This window comes from Bradyrhizobium sp. BRP19, from assembly GCF_020194195.1.
Lineage (GTDB): Bacteria > Pseudomonadota > Alphaproteobacteria > Rhizobiales > Xanthobacteraceae > Bradyrhizobium > Bradyrhizobium yuanmingense.
The window spans coordinates 222606-244442 of sequence record NZ_JADYVZ010000003.1; the positions used below are offsets into that span (position 1 = coordinate 222606).

19 protein-coding genes are annotated in these 21837 nt (G+C 64.1%); 2 read left to right on the forward strand and 17 right to left on the reverse strand.

Features of this window, described 5'->3' with window-relative positions:
• Positions 1-51 precede the first annotated feature (51 nt).
• The 5 genes from I6F36_RS11305 to I6F36_RS11325 form a co-directional block, all read right to left on the reverse strand.
• Positions 52-1209: an ABC transporter substrate-binding protein gene (locus I6F36_RS11305; protein ID WP_036027466.1), complete on the reverse strand. Its 1158-nt coding sequence runs from the start codon at positions 1207-1209 to the stop codon at positions 52-54.
• Between the two features lie 58 nt (positions 1210-1267).
• On the reverse strand, positions 1268-1843 hold the full coding sequence (locus I6F36_RS11310; protein ID WP_036006929.1) for an alkylhydroperoxidase domain protein: 576 nt from the start codon (positions 1841-1843) through the stop codon (positions 1268-1270).
• An 11-nt stretch (positions 1844-1854) separates the two neighbouring features.
• Positions 1855-2454 (reverse strand): CMD domain protein, encoded by a 600-nt coding sequence (locus tag I6F36_RS11315; protein ID WP_225171633.1) that lies wholly within the window; start codon positions 2452-2454, stop codon positions 1855-1857.
• Positions 2455-2492: 38 nt separating this feature from the next.
• On the reverse strand, positions 2493-3530 hold the full coding sequence (locus I6F36_RS11320) for a putative FMN-dependent luciferase-like monooxygenase (protein ID WP_225171441.1): 1038 nt from the start codon (positions 3528-3530) through the stop codon (positions 2493-2495).
• Positions 3531-3690: 160 nt separating this feature from the next.
• Entirely contained in the window at positions 3691-4473 is a 783-nt protein-coding gene (locus tag I6F36_RS11325; protein WP_036027487.1) for a MetQ/NlpA family ABC transporter substrate-binding protein, read from the reverse strand.
• Positions 4474-4806: 333 nt separating this feature from the next.
• On the opposite strand from I6F36_RS11325, the gene I6F36_RS11330 reads away from it, so the two are divergent.
• Complete coding sequence (locus I6F36_RS11330; RefSeq protein WP_057026455.1) at positions 4807-6594, forward strand: peptide ABC transporter substrate-binding protein; 1788 nt, start codon at positions 4807-4809, stop codon at positions 6592-6594.
• Between the two features lie 279 nt (positions 6595-6873).
• On the opposite strand, the gene I6F36_RS39845 is transcribed toward I6F36_RS11330, so the two are convergent.
• From I6F36_RS39845 to I6F36_RS11385, 11 genes are all read right to left on the reverse strand, one after another.
• Positions 6874-7152 (reverse strand): DUF2934 domain-containing protein, encoded by a 279-nt coding sequence (locus I6F36_RS39845; protein ID WP_036006918.1) that lies wholly within the window; start codon positions 7150-7152, stop codon positions 6874-6876.
• A 129-nt stretch (positions 7153-7281) separates the two neighbouring features.
• Positions 7282-7467, reverse strand: a complete 186-nt coding sequence (locus I6F36_RS11340) for a hypothetical protein (RefSeq protein ID WP_074447556.1) — start codon at positions 7465-7467, stop codon at positions 7282-7284.
• Complete coding sequence (locus I6F36_RS11345) at positions 7464-7625, reverse strand: DUF2934 domain-containing protein (RefSeq protein WP_074447557.1); 162 nt, start codon at positions 7623-7625, stop codon at positions 7464-7466. The genes I6F36_RS11340 and I6F36_RS11345 overlap by 4 nt, the downstream gene beginning before the upstream one ends.
• Before the next feature lie 292 nt (positions 7626-7917).
• Positions 7918-9939, reverse strand: a complete 2022-nt coding sequence (locus I6F36_RS11350) for a S8 family serine peptidase (RefSeq protein WP_225171442.1) — start codon at positions 9937-9939, stop codon at positions 7918-7920.
• A gap of 47 nt (positions 9940-9986) precedes the next feature.
• Positions 9987-10217: a hypothetical protein gene (locus tag I6F36_RS11355; protein ID WP_036006916.1), complete on the reverse strand. Its 231-nt coding sequence runs from the start codon at positions 10215-10217 to the stop codon at positions 9987-9989.
• Positions 10218-10278: 61 nt separating this feature from the next.
• Entirely contained in the window at positions 10279-11427 is a 1149-nt protein-coding gene (locus I6F36_RS11360) for a hypothetical protein (protein WP_225171443.1), read from the reverse strand.
• 97 nt (positions 11428-11524) lie between these two features.
• Positions 11525-12349, reverse strand: a complete 825-nt coding sequence (locus tag I6F36_RS11365; RefSeq protein ID WP_109144836.1) for a BTAD domain-containing putative transcriptional regulator — start codon at positions 12347-12349, stop codon at positions 11525-11527.
• Between the two features lie 449 nt (positions 12350-12798).
• On the reverse strand, positions 12799-13974 hold the full coding sequence (locus I6F36_RS11370) for a Gfo/Idh/MocA family protein (RefSeq protein WP_225171444.1): 1176 nt from the start codon (positions 13972-13974) through the stop codon (positions 12799-12801).
• A gap of 15 nt (positions 13975-13989) precedes the next feature.
• A complete protein-coding gene (locus tag I6F36_RS11375) occupies positions 13990-15045 on the reverse strand; it encodes a sugar phosphate isomerase/epimerase (RefSeq protein WP_225134428.1) in 1056 nt (351 codons plus the stop codon).
• 142 nt (positions 15046-15187) lie between these two features.
• Positions 15188-17308, reverse strand: a complete 2121-nt coding sequence (gene mdoH, locus I6F36_RS11380) for a glucans biosynthesis glucosyltransferase MdoH (protein WP_225171634.1) — start codon at positions 17306-17308, stop codon at positions 15188-15190.
• Positions 17296-18801 (reverse strand): glucan biosynthesis protein G, encoded by a 1506-nt coding sequence (locus tag I6F36_RS11385; protein ID WP_225171445.1) that lies wholly within the window; start codon positions 18799-18801, stop codon positions 17296-17298. Before I6F36_RS11385 ends, mdoH begins: the two co-directional genes overlap by 13 nt.
• A gap of 219 nt (positions 18802-19020) precedes the next feature.
• Between I6F36_RS11385 and I6F36_RS11390 the strand changes: the two genes are divergently transcribed.
• The gene (locus tag I6F36_RS11390; RefSeq protein ID WP_225171446.1) at positions 19021-19845 is read left to right on the forward strand and encodes an SDR family NAD(P)-dependent oxidoreductase; all 825 of its coding nucleotides are present in this window, start codon (positions 19021-19023) and stop codon (positions 19843-19845) included.
• 244 nt (positions 19846-20089) lie between these two features.
• Here the strand turns inward: I6F36_RS11390 and I6F36_RS11395 are convergent, their stop codons facing one another.
• On the reverse strand, positions 20090-21709 hold the full coding sequence (locus I6F36_RS11395; protein ID WP_225171447.1) for a tetratricopeptide repeat protein: 1620 nt from the start codon (positions 21707-21709) through the stop codon (positions 20090-20092).
• Positions 21710-21837 lie beyond the last annotated feature (128 nt).

Consider the following 21837-nt stretch of genomic DNA (forward strand, 5'->3'; position numbering starts at 1 on the left):
GTATTCCTAATCAGGGAGAAAGCGGCCGGAGCGATCGCTTCGGCCATCACATCAGGTCGGCTTGCCGTCCCACAGCGCGAACTGACCCTTGCGCACGACGAGCTCGGCGTTCATGGCGCCCTTGACGCGGCGGCTCTCGACGTCGAACGTCGCCTGACCGAAGATGACGCTGGAGACGTCCTTCACCTTGGCGAAGGCATCGCGGATGGCGCGGCGGTCGGTGCCGCCGATCTTCACCACGGCAGCGGCCATGTTCATCGCGTCATAGGAATAGGCATTGAAGGCGTCGGGCTCCTGCCCGTTGTACTTGGCCTTGAAGCCGTCGATGAACTTCCTCACCTCGGGCCGCGGATCTTGCGGGAAATAGCGCGTGCCGAGATGGACGTCCTCGACCGCCTCGCCCCCGAGCTCGATGAATTTCGGCGAATACACCGAGCTGGCCGCGCAGATCGTCTGCTTCAGGCCGACCTGGCGGGCCTGGCGCGCGATCAGCGCGCCGTCGGAATAATAGGAGATCAGGATCAGGCCGTCCGGGCTGGCGTCGCGCACGCGCACCAGAGTGGAGCGGAAGTCGCGTTCCTCGGCGATGTAGCCCTCGGTGATCGCGACCTCGGCGCCGTATTCCTTGGCCGCCTTGACGAAATGGTCGCGGCTGGTGCGGCCCCAATCGGTGTTGAGGTGCAGCACCGCAAGCTTCTTCAGGCCGAGCCGCCTGACGGCGTAGGACGCCAGCAGCGGCTGCTCGTCGGCCTGGCTCACGGACGTGCTCCACATGAAGTCACCGCCCTTGGTGAAGTCGGGGTGCGAATTGGTGAAGCCGAACTGCACCAGGCCGCCGCGCTGATAGATCGGGGAGGCCGCCATCGAGGCGGGACTGGAGAAATCGCCGAGCTCCATGACGATGCGGGGATCGGAGACGAATTTCTGGGCGATCGCGACCGACTGGCGCGGATCGCTCTGGCTGTCCTCGAACTGGTAGGCGAGCTTGCGGCCGTTTATGCCGCCGGCGGCGTGAATCTCGTCGAGCGCGAGATCAAAGCCCTGCTTCCATTGCGCGCCATATTGCGCGTTCGGTCCCGTGAGGGGGCCGCTGACCCCGAGCAGGATCGGCTCGGCGGATTGCGCCAGTGCGGCGCGCGAGAAGGCCGTGCCCGCCATCATGGCGGCGAGCGAACCTTTGACCAGGGTACGGCGATCGATGTTGCTCATTCACGGCTCCATCCATTCAATGTTGATACAGCAGCAATTCTCGTGCCGGTAAGATTGCCTATTTCGAGGGCTCGCCGAGCGACAGCATCAGCCGGTTCGCCCAGTTGAAGAACGAGGCGCCGTTGATGACGTCGACGATCTCGGCGTCGTCGAGACCGGCGCGGCGCAGCTCGGCGATATTGTCAGGCCCGAATGCGATCGGCGTTGCGGCCAACGCCACCGAGGCCTTGACCACCGCATTCCAGCGCTCACCGAGATCGGCCCCAACGCCCTCGTCAAGCAGACGCTGCACGTCGTCGCGGCGCTTGGAATAGGTGCTGGCGAAGCGCGCATGCACGGAGGCGCAATAGATGCAGCCGTTGTAGCGCGAGGTCGCCGCAGCTGCGAGCTCGCGCTCGGCGCGCGGCAGGCCGTCGGCGACGTTGTAGAAGATGTCCTTGTCGGTCTTGGTGCGGGCCTCCAGAACTTCGGGATCGCGCACCAAGAGACGAAAATATTCCGACTTGGCGCGGGCGCGGTCGACGAGGCCGGCGTAGTGCCGCTCGGTCAGCTCGGCCTCGGGCAGCGGGTCGATCCACGAGACCCAGCCGAGCTCGTCCTGGGTGAAGACGACGGGCGGATTGACGGTGCTCATGATTGGGCCTCCTACGCGCTTGCCGCGGCGAGCGTGCGCAAGCCGCTGACGACGCGCACCTGGAACGACAGGAATGCAACGAGCTGGGACAACGTGACGATGCCGGTGGATGACCAGCCGGCAGCCAGCAGCGCCTTCATGTCGGCGGACGCGGCATCGCGCGGGTGGAAGAGAAGCAGATGCGCGTGCTCCAATGCTGCGACCAGCCTGGCGCCGAGGACAGGCTTGCGCTCCGCACTGACGCGATAGATCAAGCCGGCCTTGTTCTCGATCGACAACGGACCGGCCGGATAGGCGCCGTATGGGCCGGAGGTCTTGCCGCGCTCGATCTCGGCGTTGATCGCATCGAGCAGAGGCGCGCCATCCGCAGTCGCGGCAAGCTTGTCGCGATAGAAGGCGGCGACGGGGGACTCGCCATGGAGCCCGGTCGCGAAGGCCGCGACCACCGCGCGCTCGGCAAGCGAAAAATCGCCGGCCTCGATCGGCTCGAACAAAGCGAGATAGCTCTTCTGCGCATTCTCGCGCGCCTGCAGGCGGCGCGCGCGGATGGCGTCGAGTGTGGAGCCGGGCTCGATGCCGGCGAGCGTGTCGATGATGTCTTGCGTTCCCATCATTCAGCCTCGTGCAACGCGTTTTTCGTTCATTCCGGCTAACCTGCGAGGGCAATGTCTTTGGCGGCCGTCCGGGTCCAGCCCAGCACTGGGGCGACCTTGTCGGCGACGAGCTCGATGGAGCGCAGGACGTCAGCATGCGGCGCATCGACCGAATGCACCTGGAAGACGAGATCGGTCACCCGTTCCAGCGTGGCGTCGGCGCGGAGCGAGGCAATGACGTGGTCGGCATCGCCGACATGGGTGTCGAACGCAGTGATCATCTCCTCCAGCGTCTCGCCCGGAGGGGGATGTCCGCCCTTCATGAATTGCGGCAACGCGCGGCGCAGTCCGATATCGGCGAGGCGCAGCGCCTCGCGATGGTCGTCGGCAACGAAGATGCTGCGCGAGGCCATGATGCGCGGCTCGCAGCCCGGCGGCAGCGCGGCGAGATAGGCATCGATGATCGGGTTCTGGATCTCGGCGAGCGTCGCGTTCGGCGCGTCCTTGGCCCGTGGCTGCGTGCGCGAGAGCAGGAGGCCGTCGCCGGCCTTGCCGGCGCGGGCGCCGCCGGCAACGGAGAACGTCGCCTGCCAGATGCGCTTATCCAGTTGCGGCCGCTGCGGATAGAGCGTGTCGCCGCCATTGAGCGGCTCGCCGGTCAGGGCCTTGCGGACGATGTTCAAATTGCGGGCAAAGATCTCGTTGCGCTGGGCGCTGTCGAGGCCGAAAGCGGCGAAGGCCGACGGATTGCCGCCGGTGCCGACGCCGAGCTCGAAGCGGCCGTTGCAAAGGAGATCGAGCACCGCGGCGTCCTCCGCCACCCGCACTGCGTTCTCCAGCGGCAGCGTGACGATGCCGGTGCCGAGGCGGATGCGCGAGGTCTGCGCGGCCGCATAACCCAGGAACGTGAAGGGCGACGGCAGGCCGCCCTCGCGCTCATGGAAATGATGCTGAGCGATCCACGCGGAATCGAGCCCGGCCTTCTCGGCGCGCACGATCTGCTCGGCGGCGAAGCGATAGCGGTCCGCCGCCGGCGCCTCGTCGAGCAGCCGCGTGAAGAAGCCCAGACGTTTCAGGTTGGCAAAGCGTTTCATACAATCCCTGTCGGGCGAGGATGGGCCCCGATGATGTCGGTTGCCGCAGTTCCCGACAAGCGGGCATTACGCAGGGCACATACGCAAGATTCCTGCGCAAGGCTGATCGCAAGGCTGCCCGCCGGATCGCCTTCATGTGGACTCTGGGCGGGCAGATTGCCTACCAGCTCGGCAGCACCGCGCCCTTGAACTTGGTCAGGACGAACTCCTTGACCTCAGGCGTGTGGTAGCTGTCCACGAGGATCTTGACCCAAGGCTTGTCCTTGTCGGCGCTGCGCACCGCGATCAGGTTGACATAGGGCCCCTTCGGGTCCTCGCGCAGGATCGGATCCTTGACCGGATCGAGGCCCGCCTGGGTTGCATAGTTGGTGTTGATCGCGGCGGCATCGACGTCGTCGAGCGCGCGCGGGGCCTGCGCCGCGTCGACCTCGATGAACTTCAGCTTCTTGGGATTGTCGGTGATGTCGAGCACGGTCGGCTTGAAGCCGGTGCCGTCCTTCAGCTTGATCACGCCCTTGTCGCGCAGCAGCAGCAGCACGCGGCCGCCATTGGTCGGATCGTTCGGGATCGAGACCTTGCCGCCCGCGGGGATATCGCCGAAGGCCTTGTGCTTCTTCGAATAGACGCCGATCGGGAAGTTCACGGTCAGGCCGACGGATTCGATCTTGTAGCCGCGGTCGGCCTTCTGGTTGTCCAGGTAAGGCTGGTTCTGAAACGAATTGGCCTGGATCTCGCCGGCATCGAGCGCGGCGTTCGGCACCACGTAATCGGAGAACTCCAGGAGCTGGATGTCGAGGCCCTGCTTGGCGGCGATCGGCTTCACCGCTTCGAGGATCTGCGCATGCGGCCCCGGCGTCACGCCGATCTTGATGGTCTCGGCCGCGGCTGCGGCGGACCATGCGGCCAGCACGGCAGAGAGAATCAGGGGAAGGCGAAACGGCATCTTGGTCTCCTTGGGTCTTGCGGCAACGGACCCGTATTCCCTTTTCTGCGGTGCGAAATCAATGAAATGGAAATCCATATTGTCCGCGGCTCGGGGCCAGCCTTTCTCCATTCGGCCGCAAACGGAAAACGAATGCAGAGTGCGACAAAGTGCGCGCGCGTAACCCGGATGAAGCGCCGCGCAAGCAGGGCTGCTGCCGCTCGTGGCAAGAATCCCGGATTACACTTTCGTTCCATCCGCAGCCGGGCCGGCGTCCTTCTCTTTGACTCCACCACGCCCGACGTGCTGAGTTAGCGCGCACTGAGCCGGTGGCGACGAAGTGGGGATCATCCAATGAACGAGAACGAAATCCGCAATCTGGTCGCAGAGGTGAAGCAAGGCACGCTGTCGCGGCGCTCATTCATCAGGACAATGGCCGCGGTCGGAATCGCGGCGCCGATCGCGAGCCAGATCCTGGTCTGGCACGACGTCGCGATGGCTGACGCCACGCTGCCGTACAAGCCGGCCAAGGCCGGCGGCGGCGGCACGCTCAAGATGCTGCTCTGGCAGGCGCCCACCCTGCTCAATCCGCATTTCGCGCTCGGCACCAAGGACCAGATCGCCTCGCGCATCTTCTTCGAGCCGCTCGCCGGCTGGGACAAGGAGGGCAACCTCATTCCCTGCCTCGCCGCCGAGGCGCCGACCAAGGCGAACGGCGGCCTTGCGGCCGACGGCATGAGCGTGATCTGGAAGCTGAAGCGGGGCGTGACCTGGCATGACGGCAAGCCCTTCACCGCCGACGACGTCGTCTTCACCTGGCAATACGCCGCGGATCTCGCCACCGCGGCCTACACCACGGGCTCCTACAAGGACATCAAGGTCGAGAAGATCGACGACCACGCTGTCAAGGTGATCTTCCGGGCGCCGACGCCGTTCTGGGCGGATCCGTTCGTCGGCTCGGTCGGGATGATCCTGCCGAAGCATCATTTCGGCGAGTATGTCGGGGCCAAGTCGCGCGAAGCGCCGGGCAATCTGAAGCCGGTCGGCACCGGCCCGTACAAATTCGTCGAGTTCAAGCCCGGCGATATGATCCGCGCCGAGCGCAATCCCGACTATCACATCAAGAACCAGCCGCATTTCGACATGGTCGAAATCAAGGGTGGCGGCGACGCGGTGTCCGCGGCGCGCGCCGTGCTGCAGACCGGCGAGTACGACTTCGCCTGGAACATGCAGGTGGAGGAGGAGGTCCTCAAGCGCATGGAGGCCGGCGGCAAGGGCAAGCTCGAGATCACGCCTTCAGGCAATGTCGAGTTCATCATCCTCAACACGACGGATCCCTGGACCGAGGTCGACGGCGAGCGCTCGAGCGTCAAGACCAAGCATCCGACGCTGTCCGATCCCGCCGTTCGCCGCGCGATCAACTTCCTGATCGACCGCGATTCGATCCAGAAGTTCATCTACGGACGCGGCGCCATCGCCACCGCGAGCTTCGTCAACGCGCCCAAGCAGTTCAAGTCGCCCAAGCTGAAATACGAGTTCGACATCGACAAGGCCAACAAGATCCTCGACGAGGCCGGCTGGACCAAGGGCGCGGACGGCATCCGGGAGAAGGACGGCAAGAAGCTCAAATACGTATTCCAGACCTCGACCAACGCGCCGCGGCAGAAGACGCAGGCCATCATCAAGCAGGCGTGCCAGAAGGCCGGCATCGACATCGAGATCAAGGCGGTCACCGCCTCCGTGTTCTTCTCATCCGACGTCGGCAATCCCGACACCTACTCGAAATTCTATGCCGACATGGAGATGTACAACACCACGCAGCCGCAGCCCGATCCGGAGCGCCTCTTGAACCAGTGCGTGTCCTGGGAGATCGCCACCAAAGACAACAAATGGCTCGGCCGCAACAATTCGCGCTATTCCGACCCCGAAGCCGACAAAGCCTACAAGGCCGCGCAGAACGAGCTCGATCCGGTCAAGCGCGCCGCGCTGCTGATGAAGGTCGACGAGATCTTCTGCGAGGCAAACGTGTTCCTGCCCCTGCTCTCGCGCCACGTCGTCAACGCCGGCGCCAACAATTTGATGATCGACATCTCCGGCTGGGACACCATCACGTGGAACCTGGCGGCGTGGTACCGGACCTGAGGGGCTCGTGAGCGCGCTGATGGTTGCAGCGCAGCGCGGCCGTCAGAACGTGACAGCGAATCCTCTCCACTGTGTGCTCCAGATCACAGCGGAATCGCGCACCATCGCCTACAAGGATCGGGCATGGCCGCAAACAAGGTAACGGCGGTACGCACGAGGCTGGGAAGACGATCAACAGCTACGGACTTTGTGACGCCGCCAGGGTGAACAACCCGGCGGCTTTTTCCTTGCTCGCGCGACCTGCGGTCCGCGCGCAGAGGACGGAGATACCGCCCGGCGCTATGAAGCGCCCGAGCTCTTTCGCTCCTCGCGTTCATCTTCGATCTGACGTTCGGCTTCCAGCCAGAACTCCAGCTCGCGATTGCTCGGCCGTCCCGCCTGCTCCCAGAGCTCATAGGCGCGTGTGCGCACCTTGCCACGGCGCATTATGCGAAGCAGCTTTCGTTTCAGTTCCTCCGCGAAGCTCCTGAAGCGTTGTCCGGTGGTTTCATCCCTGACGAGCGAGGCCGCTCGCGTTGCGAGTTCGATCTGGTGCTCTAGCTTCTTCTGCTCGTCCACCACCGAAACTGCCGCGGAAAGAATTGTTGTCGGAGCCGTGCGGACACTAAATTCCTTTCCGGGATGGTCCGTTCCCTGAGGTGCAGCGTTTCGGAAGTGACCAGCCGAGCAGGCATCGGTTGGGCGCCGCTAGTGCCACGTCGTGTCGGCTTCGACGATCACCACCCTGATTTCAGGGTCCTCAGTCGTGTTGCAGGAGCAGGGCATGCCCTCGCCACAGCGGCAGCCGCCGAGCTTCTCGCTCCAGACCCGGAGCGGATGGTTTTCGCAGACCCATCCAAGACCCTGGCAGAATGGGCAGGTCTTGTCGGTCACAGCGTATCCGGCGTCCGCAGCGTGCTCGACCTGTCCTCGTTGCGCAGCTCCTGCTCCGCCGCGTGCCAAAATTCCTCCTCGCGCCCTTCGGGCTTGCCCGCCTGCTCCCACAATTGGTGCGCGCGTTCTCTGATCTCTTGCTCGGTCGGCTCGGACAATTGCACCTCCTGCTTGGAAGCACGGCCCCACCCAGGGGGGTATGGGGGGCTTGGAGGCGGGGCCGTGCAGGCCAGCGATCGGCGGCGATGCTGACCCGCGGAGTCAAGTTTCGATCGGGCGCGAGAGTTCCAAGCTGCGCCTGTGCGGCACGACGCCGCGAAGGAAAATCCAGGACGCGGCAAACAATCCACCATGTTCCCAAGGCGAGCGGCCGCAGCAATTGCCTCAAGGCAGTCGGCACTCGGGGCACAGCTGCTGCTGTGCCCCTTTCTGAGATGCCAAGGACGCGCGTTAGAGCAATCCCACCCTGTGCATGATTTCCCGGATCTGCGCCGGATTCGGATCCACCATCATGGGCGCGACTGCCGCGCCTGCGGTCTGTGCGGGACCGTGAGCGACGGAGCTCGATCCGTTCTTGATCGGATCGACGGACTGCAGATTCATTGCGGCCGCCGTTTGTGCCGGACCGCGCGCCACGTGGATCGCACTGCCGTGCACGGGATCGGCGGACGGCGGCGACCCCACGGGAACCATGCTCGGCGCTTCGACCGACTGCAATCCAAGCAGACGCCGCAACGTTGCCAGCGCAGGGTCGGTTGCGGTAGCGGCGGCGATCACCGGGGCGACGCCGGTTTCCAGGCCGAGTGCCCGCATCACGTTCGGCAATCCCGCGCCGGTCCGATTTGGGTCGCCAAACTGCAGCGGCGTCGCGGTTTCCTTCAGAATTTGGAACAGCCGCTCGACACGGCGTGCGTCGCGATTCTGAAAGTTGCCTTTGGTGAAGTCCGGATGATGCGCCAGCACCAGCGCGGCCAGGCCCGTGACATGGGGAGTCGCCATCGAGGTGCCGTCCCATGCTCCGAAGCCATCGGCGGGAAGCGACGAGACGATCGCCACACCAGGCGCGCAGACGTCGACCTCCGGACCGAAGCAGGAGAACTTTGCCGGAAAATATCCGTCGCGGCTCTGGAAGCCGTCGAGGGCCTGCTGCGAATGATAGCTGTCGTTGGGGAATTCGCCCCACTTGCCGATCGCGGCAACCGCCAGGCAATGCGGCGTCGACGCAGGAAACTGCACCGGCCCCGAGGAATTGCCCGCGGCGATGATGCAGGCCATACCCATTTGCTTGGCCCGGATGATGCGTTCCTCGATAATGCGCGAAGGCTCGCCGCCGCCCAGGCTCATATTGGCAACATCGATGCCATGCTCCATGCAGTAATCGAGCGCGGAGACGAGATCGCTGAACCGGCCGCCGGGGAAGATGCGGCAGACGTGGATTTCCGCCGCGGGAGCGAAGCCGCGGATGCCGCCACCGGCGCCGACGGGTCCGCCAGCGATGATTCCAGCGCAATGCGATCCGTGGCCGATCGTATCGACGGTCCAGGCCGCCTTGTCGGTCCCGACGATACTGGTGCCTGCCGTGATGCCGTGCAGATTGCGATGGGTCGGCGCCAGGCCGGAATCGATGACTGCGATCTTCATGCCGGCGCCATCGAAGGACGGAGGCAGACGATCAAGGCCCATCGCGCGCTCACCCCATCCCATCAATTGCTGGCCGGGGAAATTCCGCAACACCGCGCCGAGCGCCCTGGCAACGATCCGGTTGACGCTGTTAGGAACGAGCTGCGGACGATCGAGCCAGAAGGTCCAGTAGTCGATCTTCGGTTTGACCAGGATCGAGCGGATGGTCTCGGGTCTTTCGCCTTGCAGGGTCACTGTGGCGCGGCCGGTGGCGTCGGTGATGCCTTGGGCCGGCCACATGCTGCCGAACACATAAACCTCGGCTTCAGGCAGCGGACCATCCTGGCCCAGCACTTCGATCGTGGTCGTGAAGCCGTCGGCCAGCGGTGTCAGCACCCCCGGATTGGGCAGCTGCGGCGTGGTCGGATCGAGCATGTAGCTCAGCCGCTCGTCGCGCTCCACCGCGCAACGCTGTCCCGCCTGGGTCTGCAGCAACTTGGCCTTGTCAGGAGTCATCTTGGCGAGGACCAGCGGGCTGAGCGGCACTTGTCCGAGCTCTGCGCTCTGAAATCCGAACAGGCGCGGCGGAGAGACCGTTTTCACCACTTCGATGTCGGGACTGTTGCTGAGCTGCTGAGTCAGGAAATCGACGCTGAAGGTCGCAAGCCCGGGCTGCTGCTGCGGCGCGATCATGAATTGCGCCGGGCGCGCTGCGATCGTTGCGGGCTCCTGCCCCCGTGACGATGATGGAGCGGTGCCCTGGTCCGGAACGGACCCGTTGCCGTTCATCGCGGCTTCGGTCGCGTCGTGCTCGCCCTGCGTGGAAGTTCCTGATTTGCCTTTCGTGGCCATCTGCGGCCTCCTTGATGTTTTGCGTGTCCAATGTTTGCCCACCGACGTCAGTCGGCATCGAATGGCTTCAGCGCTGAATCCGGTTCGACCACCAGCGTGGCAAACGTCGATTTCAGGCGATCGGCCTGTGTCGTCGTCATCGACAAGATGACGACATCGGGTGCGACTTGCGCGACTCGCTTCACGCCGGGTTCACGCTGCAAGTGTTCGTTGAGCTCACCGGATTGGACCGGGCCTCCCTGCACGATGAATTGCTGCGACGCGGTTGAATCGGCCATCTGGTTTCCATTCACGTCTAAGCGCAGAGGGCGGGCTTGCGCCCGCCCCCACGCGTTGGGTCTAGTGCATCGTGCCAGCGGGCTGGCCGGCGTTGAAGACTCCGAGCTGACGGCCGATATCGACGCCGGTCTGGGCGCCTTGGCCGATCTTCTTCAGCACGCTCCAGAAGCCCTGCAGCTCGATGTCGGAGACCTGCGCCGCCGCGGGCTGCAGGCCGGGCTGGGCGCTGAACACGCCGAGCTGCTTGCCGACATCCAAGCCGGTCTGCACGCCCTGGCCGATCTTCTTCAGCACGCTCCAGAAGCTCTGCAGCTCCATGTCGGAGACTTGCGCCGCCGCGGGTTGCAGGCCGGGCTGGGCGCTGAACACGCCGAGCTGCTTGCCGACGTCCAAGCCGGTCTGCACGCCCTGCCCGATCTTCTTCAGCACGCTCCAGAAGCCCTGCAGCTCCATGTCGGAGACCTCCGCCGCCGCGGGCTGCAGGCCGGGCTGGGCGCTGAACACGCCGAGCTGCTTGCCGACGTCCAAGCCGGTCTGCACGCCCTGGCCGATCTTCTTCAGCACGCTCCAGAAGCTCTGCAGCTCCATGTCGGAGACTTGCGCCGCGGCAGGCTGACCGCCGGGGCCGGCACTGAACACGCCGAGCTGGCGACCGATATCGAGGCCGGTCTGGGCACCCTGGCCGATCTTCTTCAGCACGCTCCAGAAGCTCTGCAGCTCGACGTCGGAAACCTGCGCCGCGGCGGGCTCCAAGCCGGGCTGGGCGCTGAACACGCCAAGCTGCTTGCCGACATTCACGCCGGTCTGCACGCCCTGACCGATCTTCTTCAGCACGCTCCAGAAGCTCTGCAGCTCCATGTCGGAAACCTGCGCCGCCGCGGGCTCCAGGCCAGGCTGGGCGCTGAACACGCCGAGCTGCTTGCCGACATTCACGCCGGTCTGCACGCCCTGGCCGATCTTCTTCAGCACGCTCCAGAAGCCCTGCAACTCCATGTCGGAGACCTGCACGGTATCTTGCATGTCCGGACCGGCCGAGAACGGCAGGAAGCCACCACCGATGTTGCCGATCGCGCCGCCGATCTGCTTCCCCTTCTTGCCGCCGAGCAGGTTGCCGATAACGCGTCCGGCCGCGCCGCCGAGGATCGAGCCGAAGATCCCCTGCGGGTCCAATTGGCCGTAGTCCTCAGTCTGTTGCTGAAATCCAGTCATGTTCAAAATCTCCTGATGAAGTGCTTGAGCCGTGAGCGACACGCGCTCCCCACAGGGAGGCGGGATCACTGCGCACGATTGTGCGAGCGGCTGAAGGCTACGACAGGGATCGTGATGCAGGCGTCACGTCGAGCGTGAAAGTTGCGTCAGAATTCTTATCACGAGGCAATTTGAGTGAAGTAGATCTCACAGCGGCTCGGAACGTGTGCCGGATTTCGAGCTGCAGCCGTTCCGTCTCTCGCTCCGGCGCTGCGCGAACCTCGCGCCACAGTACGGAGCGGCAGAGATCGTACTGACGGAGCGCATCGGTCCGGCGGCCTTGCTGCGCGTAACAGCGCATCAAGATGCGATGAATCTCTTCCTGCAACGGGTCGATTGCGAGGATCCGTAGCGCGAGTGCGATCGCGATATCCATGTGTTCGCGCCCGCCGGAGTCGAGCAGGCCCGCAAGCGCCCGCATCGCCTGGGTCCGCAGTCGCTGGCGCTCGGCAGACAGCCAGGCCTCGAATTGGCATGAAGTCGAGCCGATGCCCTCGAGAAGGTCGCCGCGATAAAGCACCGCCGCGCGGGCCAGACGTTCGGGATCCCCTCCCGTCAAAAGCCGCTCGAATTCCCCGACATCGGTGTTGATGCTGTTCGGACAGATGCGTATATCATCGCGATCGGCCAGGATCACATCCGAATATCGCGGCAGCTCACGCCGCAACGTGAGCAGGGCTTGTCGAAGACTGGCGCGCGCGCGATCGCCGAAATGACCGTCCCACAACAGCGTCGCGAGCTTGCCGCGCGAAATGGCGCGAGGAGAACTGAGCGCCACGTAGCCCAGGAGAGTTGCAGCCTTGCGACTGGGGATCAACACCGACTCGCCGGTCGCACACACGACCTCGACACCGCCGAAGAGATTGATCTGGAGCAGCGACATTGTCCTTTTCCTTCGGTCATTGTCTTCTGTCCCTCATTCTATCCGGGGGCGAACATTCTTCTTATGATCATGATCACTAGGACACGGACAGCGCCGATTGGCCGCACATCGTCGATCAGACCGGATGCTCTTACGGGCACCATACAATCTAGGTTAGACAAAGCAATGGAACTCGCCTTGGCTCCGCGTCAGCAATTTGTGAGAGCGGAAATTTCAGATGTGTGAGGTAGCCCATAGTCAGCATGCAAATTGCAGGCGCCACAATTGCTCGCATTTGATGCATCTTTCGTGCGGACGTCGGACGCCGCAAGCTGTCGCATGACGTGACGCACCGAAGGCCGTGCAAGTTGTCTCACTCGGCGGTACTCGACAAAGCGAAGTCATCGGTCATGATTGCATCCATATAGAGCAGATCCGTCGACAACGGGTTCCGCGGCTTCGCGACCGCCTTACGTCATCCGAACCCAGACGCCATTACCCGCGGACGACTTCACCGCAGCATCGATCAACTTCACGCCGGCGAGGCCATCCTCGACCGTCGGGAAGACGACATCGGGATGCGGCTTTTCACCGGCCGCTGCCGCGCGGATGGCGCGCGCCGCCTCGGCATAGATCGTTGCGAAGCCTTCAAGGTAGCCCTCAGGGTGGCCTGATGGGATGCGGCTAACGCGGGCGGCCTCGCCCATTGCGCCGGCTCCGCCGCGGGTCAGGAGCTGCCTGGGCTTGCCGTAGGGTGTGAACCAGAGATGGTTCGGATTCTCCTGCGCCCATTCGAGGCCGCCTTTGCTGCCGTAGACGCGCAGCGTGAGCCCGTTCTCGTTGCCGACGGCAACCTGACTCGCCCACAGCATGCCCTTGGCGCCGCCCTTCCACTTCAGGAGGATCTGGACATCATCGTCGAGCCGCCGCCCCTCGACGAAGGTCGACAATTGGGCGAGCAATTCGTCGAGCTCGAGCCCGCTGACGAAGCAGGCAAGATTGTAAGCATGGGTGCCGATGTCGCCGATGCACCCGCCGGCGCCGGACCGGGACGGGTCGGTGCGCCACGCCGCCTGCTTCTGGCCGGTGGTTTCCAATGGCTCAGTCAGCCAATCCTGCAGATACTCGGCCTTGACGAGACGGATCTCGCCGAGATCGCCATTCGCGACCATGGCGCGCGCTTGCCGGATCATGGGATAGCCGGTGTAATTGTGCGTGACGACGAAGATCCTGCCGGTCTTCCTGACCAGCGCCACCAGTTCCTCGGCCTCGGCCACGGTCGTCGTCAGCGGCTTGTCGCAGATGACGTGGATGCCGGCTTCAAGGAAAGCTTTCGCGACCGGGCTGTGCAGGTGATTGGGTGTCACGATCGAGACCGCCTCGATGCCATCCGCCCTCGCCGCTTCAGCCCGCGCCATCTCCTCGAACGAGCCATAGGCCCGGCCGTCAGCGATACCGAGCTCCTTTGCGGTCGTCTTGGCGCGAACCGGATCCGACGCGAGCGCGCCGGCGACCAGCTCGAACTGGTCGTCGATGCGCGCGGCAATGCGGTGGACGGCACCGATGAAGGCGCCCTGGCCCCCGCCGACCATGCCGAGGCGGATACGGCGATGGCCGCCGGTTTCATTGCTTGCTTCGATCGCCATGTTGCACCCTCTCTTTTACGAGATGCCGAGCATCTTGCGGTTGGCAGCCGCGTCAGCGCCGCCGCCTGCGAAATCGTCGAAGGCTTTCTCCGTCACCCGGATGATATGGTTTCGGATGAACTCGGCGCCTTCGGCCGCGCCTTGCTCGGGATGTTTCAGGGCACACTCCCACTCGAGCACCGCCCAGCTGTCGTAATCGTATTGCGTGAGCTTGGAAAAAATGGCGCCGAAATCGACCTGACCGTCGCCGAGTGAGCGGAAGCGGCCGGCACGGTCGACCCAGCTCTGGAAACCGCCATAGACGCCCTGGCGACCGGTCGGATTGAATTCGGCGTCCTTGACGTGAAACGCCTTAATGCGCTGGTGGTAGATGTCGATGTAGTCGAGATAGTCGAGCTGTTGCAGCACGAAGTGCGAGGGATCGTAGAGCAGGTTCGCGCGCGGATGATTGTTCACCCGCTCGAGAAACATTTCGTAGGAGACACCGTCGTGGAGGTCCTCGCCAGGGTGGATCTCATAGGCGAGATCGACACCGTGCTCGTCGGCATAGTCGAGGATCGGCCGCCAGCGCCTGGCGAGTTCGTCGAAGGCGGTCTCGATCAGGCCGGCGGGGCGCTGCGGCCAGGGATAGACATAGGGCCAGGCAAGCGCGCCGGAAAACGTTGCCTGGGCCGTCAGCCCGAGCCGCCGGGACGCCAGGATGGCGCGCTTGACCTGATCGACGGCCCATTCCGTGCGGGCCTTGGAATTGCCACGCACGTCCGGCGCGGCGAAGCCGTCGAACGCCGCATCATAGGCCGGGTGAACGGCGACGAGCTGGCCTTGCAGATGGGTCGAAAGCTCGGTGATGGAAAGCCCGTGCCGAGCCGCAACACCCTTCACCTCGTCGGCATAGGTCTGAGACTCCGAGGCTTTGTTCAGGTCGAAGAGCCGCCCATCCCAACTCGGAATCTGAATTCCCTTGTAGCCAAGCGAGGCGGCCCATCCGCATATGGCATCGAGCGAATTGAACGGCGCCGCATCGCCAGCGAACTGAGCGAGGAATATCGCAGGCCCTTTGATCATCTTCATCGCGTGCTTCCTTCCTTGGACGTTTTTGGGCGCTTTTCCGCGCACTTGGTTCGAGGATGCCGGCCATCAAGGGAGAGAGCAATACCGGACTATGCAACGAGAAAAGCTTCAAACGGCCGCAGGACAGATCCAGGCCGCAGCTTCATCGCTTCTGCAACACGCTGGAAAGCGCCGAACCATCATTCAAGATCGAGAAGATTTCCCGCGAGGATAGATGCTCTGCGGCCTCCTCGAAAGTTTCGCTTGCATCGACCTTGGCACGGCCGACCGCCAGGTTGGCGTCGACCGTGTCGGGCCTGGTGGCGCGAGGAGGCAGCAACTGCGCGAGGTGGAAGGCCAGGAGCGCGGGGTCTTGGCGCAGCTCCACCAAGGCGGGGCTGCCCCCTACGTCTGCCGACGCGCTGAGTTCGTTCGCTCGCCGCAGCACGGAAGGCGGCTCTCGTTCTTCGGGAGTAACAAACAATCTTCCGGAGGCGGGCATGGCGGTCAGCGCGCCTATAGGAACGGCGAACAGCAGCCCAACGATGACCGGCGACATCCAAAGCAGAAGGGGCACCGAAACCGCGTACGCGCTTGCGGCCATCGCAACGCCGCACAGGGTTGGAATGCCGTACTTCCGATAGAGTTCGCGGCGCTCCACTGTGCCGTCGTCGCGCCTCTGCGTCTGCCAGCCGGCATCGCGGCCGGCCAGAATCTCGACGACGGCGATCGACTGAAAGATCATCATCACCGGCGCCATCAGCGCGGACACGATGATCTCTGCGAGAACTCCGGCCGAAGCACGCAACGCGCCGCCGAACTGGCGTCTCACCGAGCCCCGTATCCAAACGAGGACCAGGCTGAGCAGCTTCGGCAACAGCAGCAGACCCATGGTGGCGACGAACACCCAGATGGCGAGCACGGGATCCTGGGCCGGCCAGGTCGGAAACAACGAGAACCCCTTCGGAAAATACTCTGGCCGCACGAAGCGGGCCTGCAGCGAGATCAGCATTCCCAGCAGCAGGAACAGCAGCCACAGCGGCGCCGTCAGATACGCTCCTATGCCCACCATGAAATGCACGCGCGATACCCAGTGGAGACCCCGCGCTGGCACGACAGCCAGATGCTGAAGATTGCCCTGACACCAGCGTCGGTCGCGCGCCGCAAAATCGAGCAGCGAAGGCGGCACCTCTTCGTAGCTCCCGCCGAGCGTCGGCAGCATGTAAATGCCCCACCCGGCCCGCCGCATCAAGGCAGCCTCGACGAAATCGTGGCTCAGGATGTGCCCGCCGAATGGCTTGCGTCCGCGCAACTGCGGCAGCGCGGCCGATTCCGCGAACGCCTTCACCCGGATGATCGCGTTGTGGCCCCAGTAATTGCCTTCCGAGCCGTGCCACCAGGCGACGCCGGCGGCGATCATCGGTCCGTACAGGCGGCCCGCGAATTGCTGGACTCGGCTGAACAGGCTTCGCGCGTTGACGACCATGGGGAGCGTCTGGACGAGGCCGGCGCTCGGATTGCTCTCCATGGCATGGACCAGTCGGAGGATGGTCTGCCCGCTCATGAGACTGTCGGCGTCGAGCACGATCATGAAGTCGTAGGCGCCGCCGAACCGCGTGATCCACTCGGAGATGTTGCCGGCTTTCCGAGCCGTGTTGTCGGCTCGATGGCGATAGTACAGCCTTGGCGTTCCGACGGCTTGTCGCAGCACGAGGAGCGCTTTTTCCTCGGCGACCCAGATGTCGGGATCGGTGCTGTCGCTCAGAACGTACCAGTCGAACAGCCTTCCTTGGGAGGTCGTCTCCAAGGATTCGATGATCGCGCGAAGCCGCGCCGTCAATCGGTGCGGATCTTCATTGTAGGTGGGAAGCAGCATGGCGGTGCGGCTTGCGATCGCAGGCAACTCCGCCTCTGGCGCGAGGGCGCCTGGACGATGGGCCAGCAGCACGAAGAAGCCGGCCAGCGCGGAGGCGAACGAGAAGGCGACCCAGGCGAGCAAGACCAGGAAGAGCGCCAGCACCATGGCTTCAAGGACGGTGACGCCGCCGACCTGCAGCACGCGATACATCTCATATCCGCCGGCCCCCGTGAGCGCCGCCGTCGAGAGCAGGATGAGGCCGCGCCGCCAGGCCATTGCGGGGGCAACCGGCGCAGGAATACGGTCGGGTACCAGGCTTTTTCCGAGGTCGCCAGGAGCCATCGGAAGGGGGGCCTCCGTCGGCAGCAGGCGCTGGGTCGCGATATCGCCGGCAATCGGCCGCGGTGCCGTGCTCAGGGTGCCCATCGGTAGACCCAGACTTCCGACAAGGGCTTGTCGCCTTCTGCCAGAAATGCCCGCAGCTCGATCGGCTCGCTTTTCACCTGGCACTGGAAGCTGAGCCGCCACCCACCGGTGTAGGGATTAGGCTGCGTGACGATGTTCTTCACCTCAGACTTCCCCGCCGACACCACGCCTTTGACAGCGGCAGGATCGACGCCCTTGAGGTTGTCGCCATGCAGATCGAGCACGAACAGGCGCGCATCTCCGCCCCTCGCCCCTATCCCGCTTCGCGTAAATCTGGCCAGCGAATGCGGCTTCGGGCTATCTGGCCCCCAATGCAGCCGATAGGTGTAGTTGTGTTCGCCCTTGGCCTGGAGCGGGCTTTTCGGGCGCCAGAATGCGGCAATGTTGTCGTGGATCTCCTCCTTGGTCGGGATCTCGAACAACACGACGCCGCCCTCGCCCCAATCCCCGATCGGCTCCATCCAGAGACTTGGACGTTTTTCGAAGCTGGATTCGATGTCCTGGTAGGCGAAGAAGTTTTTTTCCCGCTGCATCAGCCCGAAGCCACGCGGATTGAGATCCTGGAAGGTGCTGATCTGGAGATCGCGAGGATTGCTGAGCGGCCGCCAGAGGCTTTCGCCCTTCCCGTTGAAGATCGCAAGGCCATCGGAATCGTGGACGGAGGGGCGGAAATCGTCGATGTCGTTGCGGTCGTTCGGACCATAAAAGAACATGCTGGTCATGGGCGCGAGACCGGCGCGCGGCATCTCGACGCGCGGGTAGACCGACATCTCGACGTCGAAGACCGTCGTCTCCCCGGGGCGCACGGTGAATCGGTAGCTCGCGGAGCAGCTCCTGCTGTCGAGCAGAGCATGAATCACCAACGAGGTCGCACCCGGCGCCGGCCGTTCGAGCCAGAAGGCCTTGAACAGCGGAAATTCCTCGCCCTTGGCTTCGCCCGTATCGATCGACAGCCCCCTCGCGGAAAGCCCGTAGGTCTGCCCCTTGGCCACGGCGCGGAAATAGCTCGCACCTAGGAAGACGCAGACCTCGTCGTAATAGTCGGGACGGTTCATCGGCGCATGGATGCGGAAGCCCGCGAACCCGAGATCGCTGTCCTCGAACGGCGGGACCTTCTCGCCGAAGGAGAAGTCCGCCTTGCGGTACTTGAGCTCGGATGCCTTTCCGTCCGCGACCTCGAAGATGTTCACTCTGTTCTTGTAGAAGAAGCCGCGGTGGAAAAACTGCGCTTCGAACGGAAGATTCTTGCCGCGCCAGAGCGCCCGCTCGGGCAAAAAGCGGATCGAACGATACTGATCGTAGTCCAGGTCCTTCAATCCGCCCGGGAGCTTCTCGTCGGGCGCCTCGTAGGGCTTGCCCGCCAGCCTCCGCGCCAGGTCCCTCACGGTGGACGGCCCGAACATGTCATCCGAAGGGGCGGCCAGACTGCATCGGGAAGCAAGCAGCAAGGCCGGCAGCACTGCCGACCCTTGAACAAGCTGGCGTCGGTTCACGTGCTCTCCCCGATCGTTACTGCTGCCCCGGCCAAGCAAACGACCATCACGCCCACGAGTTCCAGCCCGTCCGGCGCCCAACTCGAGGAGCGGCCAAATAGAGGTAAGCTAAATGCCCAAACCGGATGAAATTCGCCGTCCGGCAGTGTGCCTGGTGCAAGCGCTGGCGATCGGCTTCAATGTCGCAGCGGAGTGACATTTCATAGCAGGAAGAGGATCATGGCATCGCCTGACGGGACGAGGATTTTGGCTGGGCAGGTGGCCCTGGTGACCGGCGCAGGGCGAGGGCTCGGCCGCGCCTTTGCGGAAAAGCTCGCCGCGCTCGGTGCCAGCGTCGCGATACACGGCATGCGCGAGAACGGACCGGCCGAATATGGCGAGGGCACCACGCTCACTGCCGTTGCCGCGGAGATCAGCCGAGAATTCGGCGTGCGCACCCTGCGCGTGCTGGGTGATCTCACCGGCAGCGACGTAATTTCGCGGGTGATTGCCGAAACCGAGGCCGCTCTGGGTCCGATCGACATCCTCGTGCACAATGCGGGCGGCGATATCGCGGCTGCGGGTGGCAAGCCCGATCCGAACGATGCCGTGAACATCAAGGAAGCCGACATACGGGCCGTGCTGGAGCGGAACCTGCTCTCGACCATCCTGACCTGCCAGGCGGTCGCGAAGGGCATGATGGAGCGGCGGCGCGGCCGCATCGTCACGCTCGGCTCGGTCGCCGCCTTCAAGGGCCGCACCAACGGCTCGATCTATGCGGTGGCGAAGGCCGGCGTGACGCATTACACGCGTTGTCTTGCCGACCAGCTCCGTGCCTACGACATCGCCGTCAACTGCATCGCGCCCGGTGACACCCGCACCGGCCGATTTCTTGGCACCCGAGCGGTCGACCCCAACCGGATGGTCGAGACCGGGACGCTCGACCGCATCGCCACCGTCGACGAGGTCGCGCGCGTGGTCGAGTTTTTTGCAGGACCCATGGGTGCCTTCGTCTCGGGCCAGGTGTTGCGGATCGACGGCGGTGGACAGGCGTGGCCGGCGTGAGCGGCCGAAAATGTCACCATGTCGCAAGTCCGATTGTCGGGCACGATGCGTGACCCGCGGACAGGGCCCTTGCGCCGATGGACCAGGGGGCAACATGCCTCCGACAGGCGCCACTCATTGCAGGCGACCTAGCAGCGCCGTTCGTCCGCGCAAGGATGAGCCGGGATGGGCGGGGTGTACGATATTCCGAAATTCGGCTCAATACCGTGAATTTTGGCCGGCGCGACAGCCAAAGCCTTGCGTCTCATTTCCCGGCAACGAAGTAAAAATCCTGCCGGCCCGAGACCGATCCGTAGCTGAACGGCTTTTGTGCACGATTGGTCGCCTCCATGACGTCGTCACGCACGACGTCGAACAGCCGGCGCACCTCGAGACCGGGCTTGCGCATATTATTGACGAACGCCGTGGCGAACGGGCTGTTCCTGCCCTCTCCGTCGAGCGCCATCTCTCCGTCCTTTGCGGCATACACCACCAGCGTGCCCGCCTCGGGCTCGATCGCCGCAAGGCCGCGCGACACCGAACGCGACGCCAGCGTCATGGTGCGCTTCATCTGGTTGGCGAAGGGATTGTCGCGGCAGGCATCGAGGACGATGAGGCGCAGCCGCTTGGCGCGTTCCGCCGCGTTCAACACCTGGTCCAGCGCCACGGCTTCGAAGCTGACGTCGCGGTCGGAGGCGATCTTCGCGTCGATCGGGATCAGGTAGTTGACGCCGCCGACCTCCATGCCGTGACCGGCGTAATACACCATCGCCCAGTCGGCGATTTCCGCCTGCCTTGCAAAGTCGCGCAGCGCCGCGGTCAACGCATCCTTGCGCAGATCGGTCAGCAGCGTGACGGATTCGAATCCGGTGAGCCTGAGCGTTTCGGCGACGAGCGCCGCATCACGCGCCGGATTGGCGAGCGCTGCGACATTCTCATAAGCGGAGTTTCCGACCACGAGCGCGATGCGCCTGTCATTTCTGCTTGACGGTCCCGGCAACGCGATGACCGACGTGGTGGTGGCGGGAACGGTCTTGATGGACGTATCGTCCAGCGCGGCGAGGCGTTCGCGCGCCTTGTCCATCGCCCATTTCGCGCTGTCGTACTTCTGCGGCGCAGCCAGAGCTGCGTTGAAGTCGGCGCGGGCCTTTGCGACCTCGCCCAGCTTCTCGAACACCATTCCGCGGTTTACCAGCGCGCTCTGATGTTGCGGATCATTGCGCAGCGACTCATTGAAATCGGCGAGGGCTTGATCGTACCTGCCCTGAAGGAGATAGATGTCGCCGCGGTTGTTGTAGGCCAGCGTCGTCCTCGGCAAAAGCCGGATCGCCTCGCTGAAATCGGCCACGGCACGCTCGGACTGGCCGGTGTCCCGATAGGACAGTCCGCGATTGTTGAACGCATAACCGTAGGTCGGGTCAATGCGAATGACCTCGGAGTATTCGGCGATCGCCCGGGTGTGGTCGCCCTTGCCGGCATAGAGCCGCCCTCGATTGAAGTAGGCGAACTTGAACCTCGGATTGATGCGGATCGCTGCGTTGTAATCCGAAAGCGCGCGCTCGGAATCACCTGCAGCGGCATAGGCCATGCCGCGGTCGTTCAAGGCGTTCAGATTGTTTGCATCGAGCCGGATCGACACGGTCAGGTCGGCGATGGCCCGATCCACCTCGTTCCGGCGAAGCAGGGCGGCGCCGCGATGCTGCCAGGCAAGCGCGTATTTCGGATCGATGCGGATGGCCTCGCTGAAATCGGAGATGGCGCGATCGTAGTCGCCCTTGTCGCCATATTCGGCACCGCGATTGTCGTACGCCACGGCGTCGCGCCCGCCGCTCTTTGCGATCAGCCGCGAGCACGCGGCGATGCGGTCTTCATGGCCGCGCTGCACGCAGATTGTCCGGTCGTCTGCGGCCGCAAGATCAGCAGCTGCCAGAGAAGCGAAAAAAACGAAACTGAAAACCAGTGCAATCCGATTCCGCATGGTCGCCACCCTGCCTCCGAGCCGCAGTATAGACA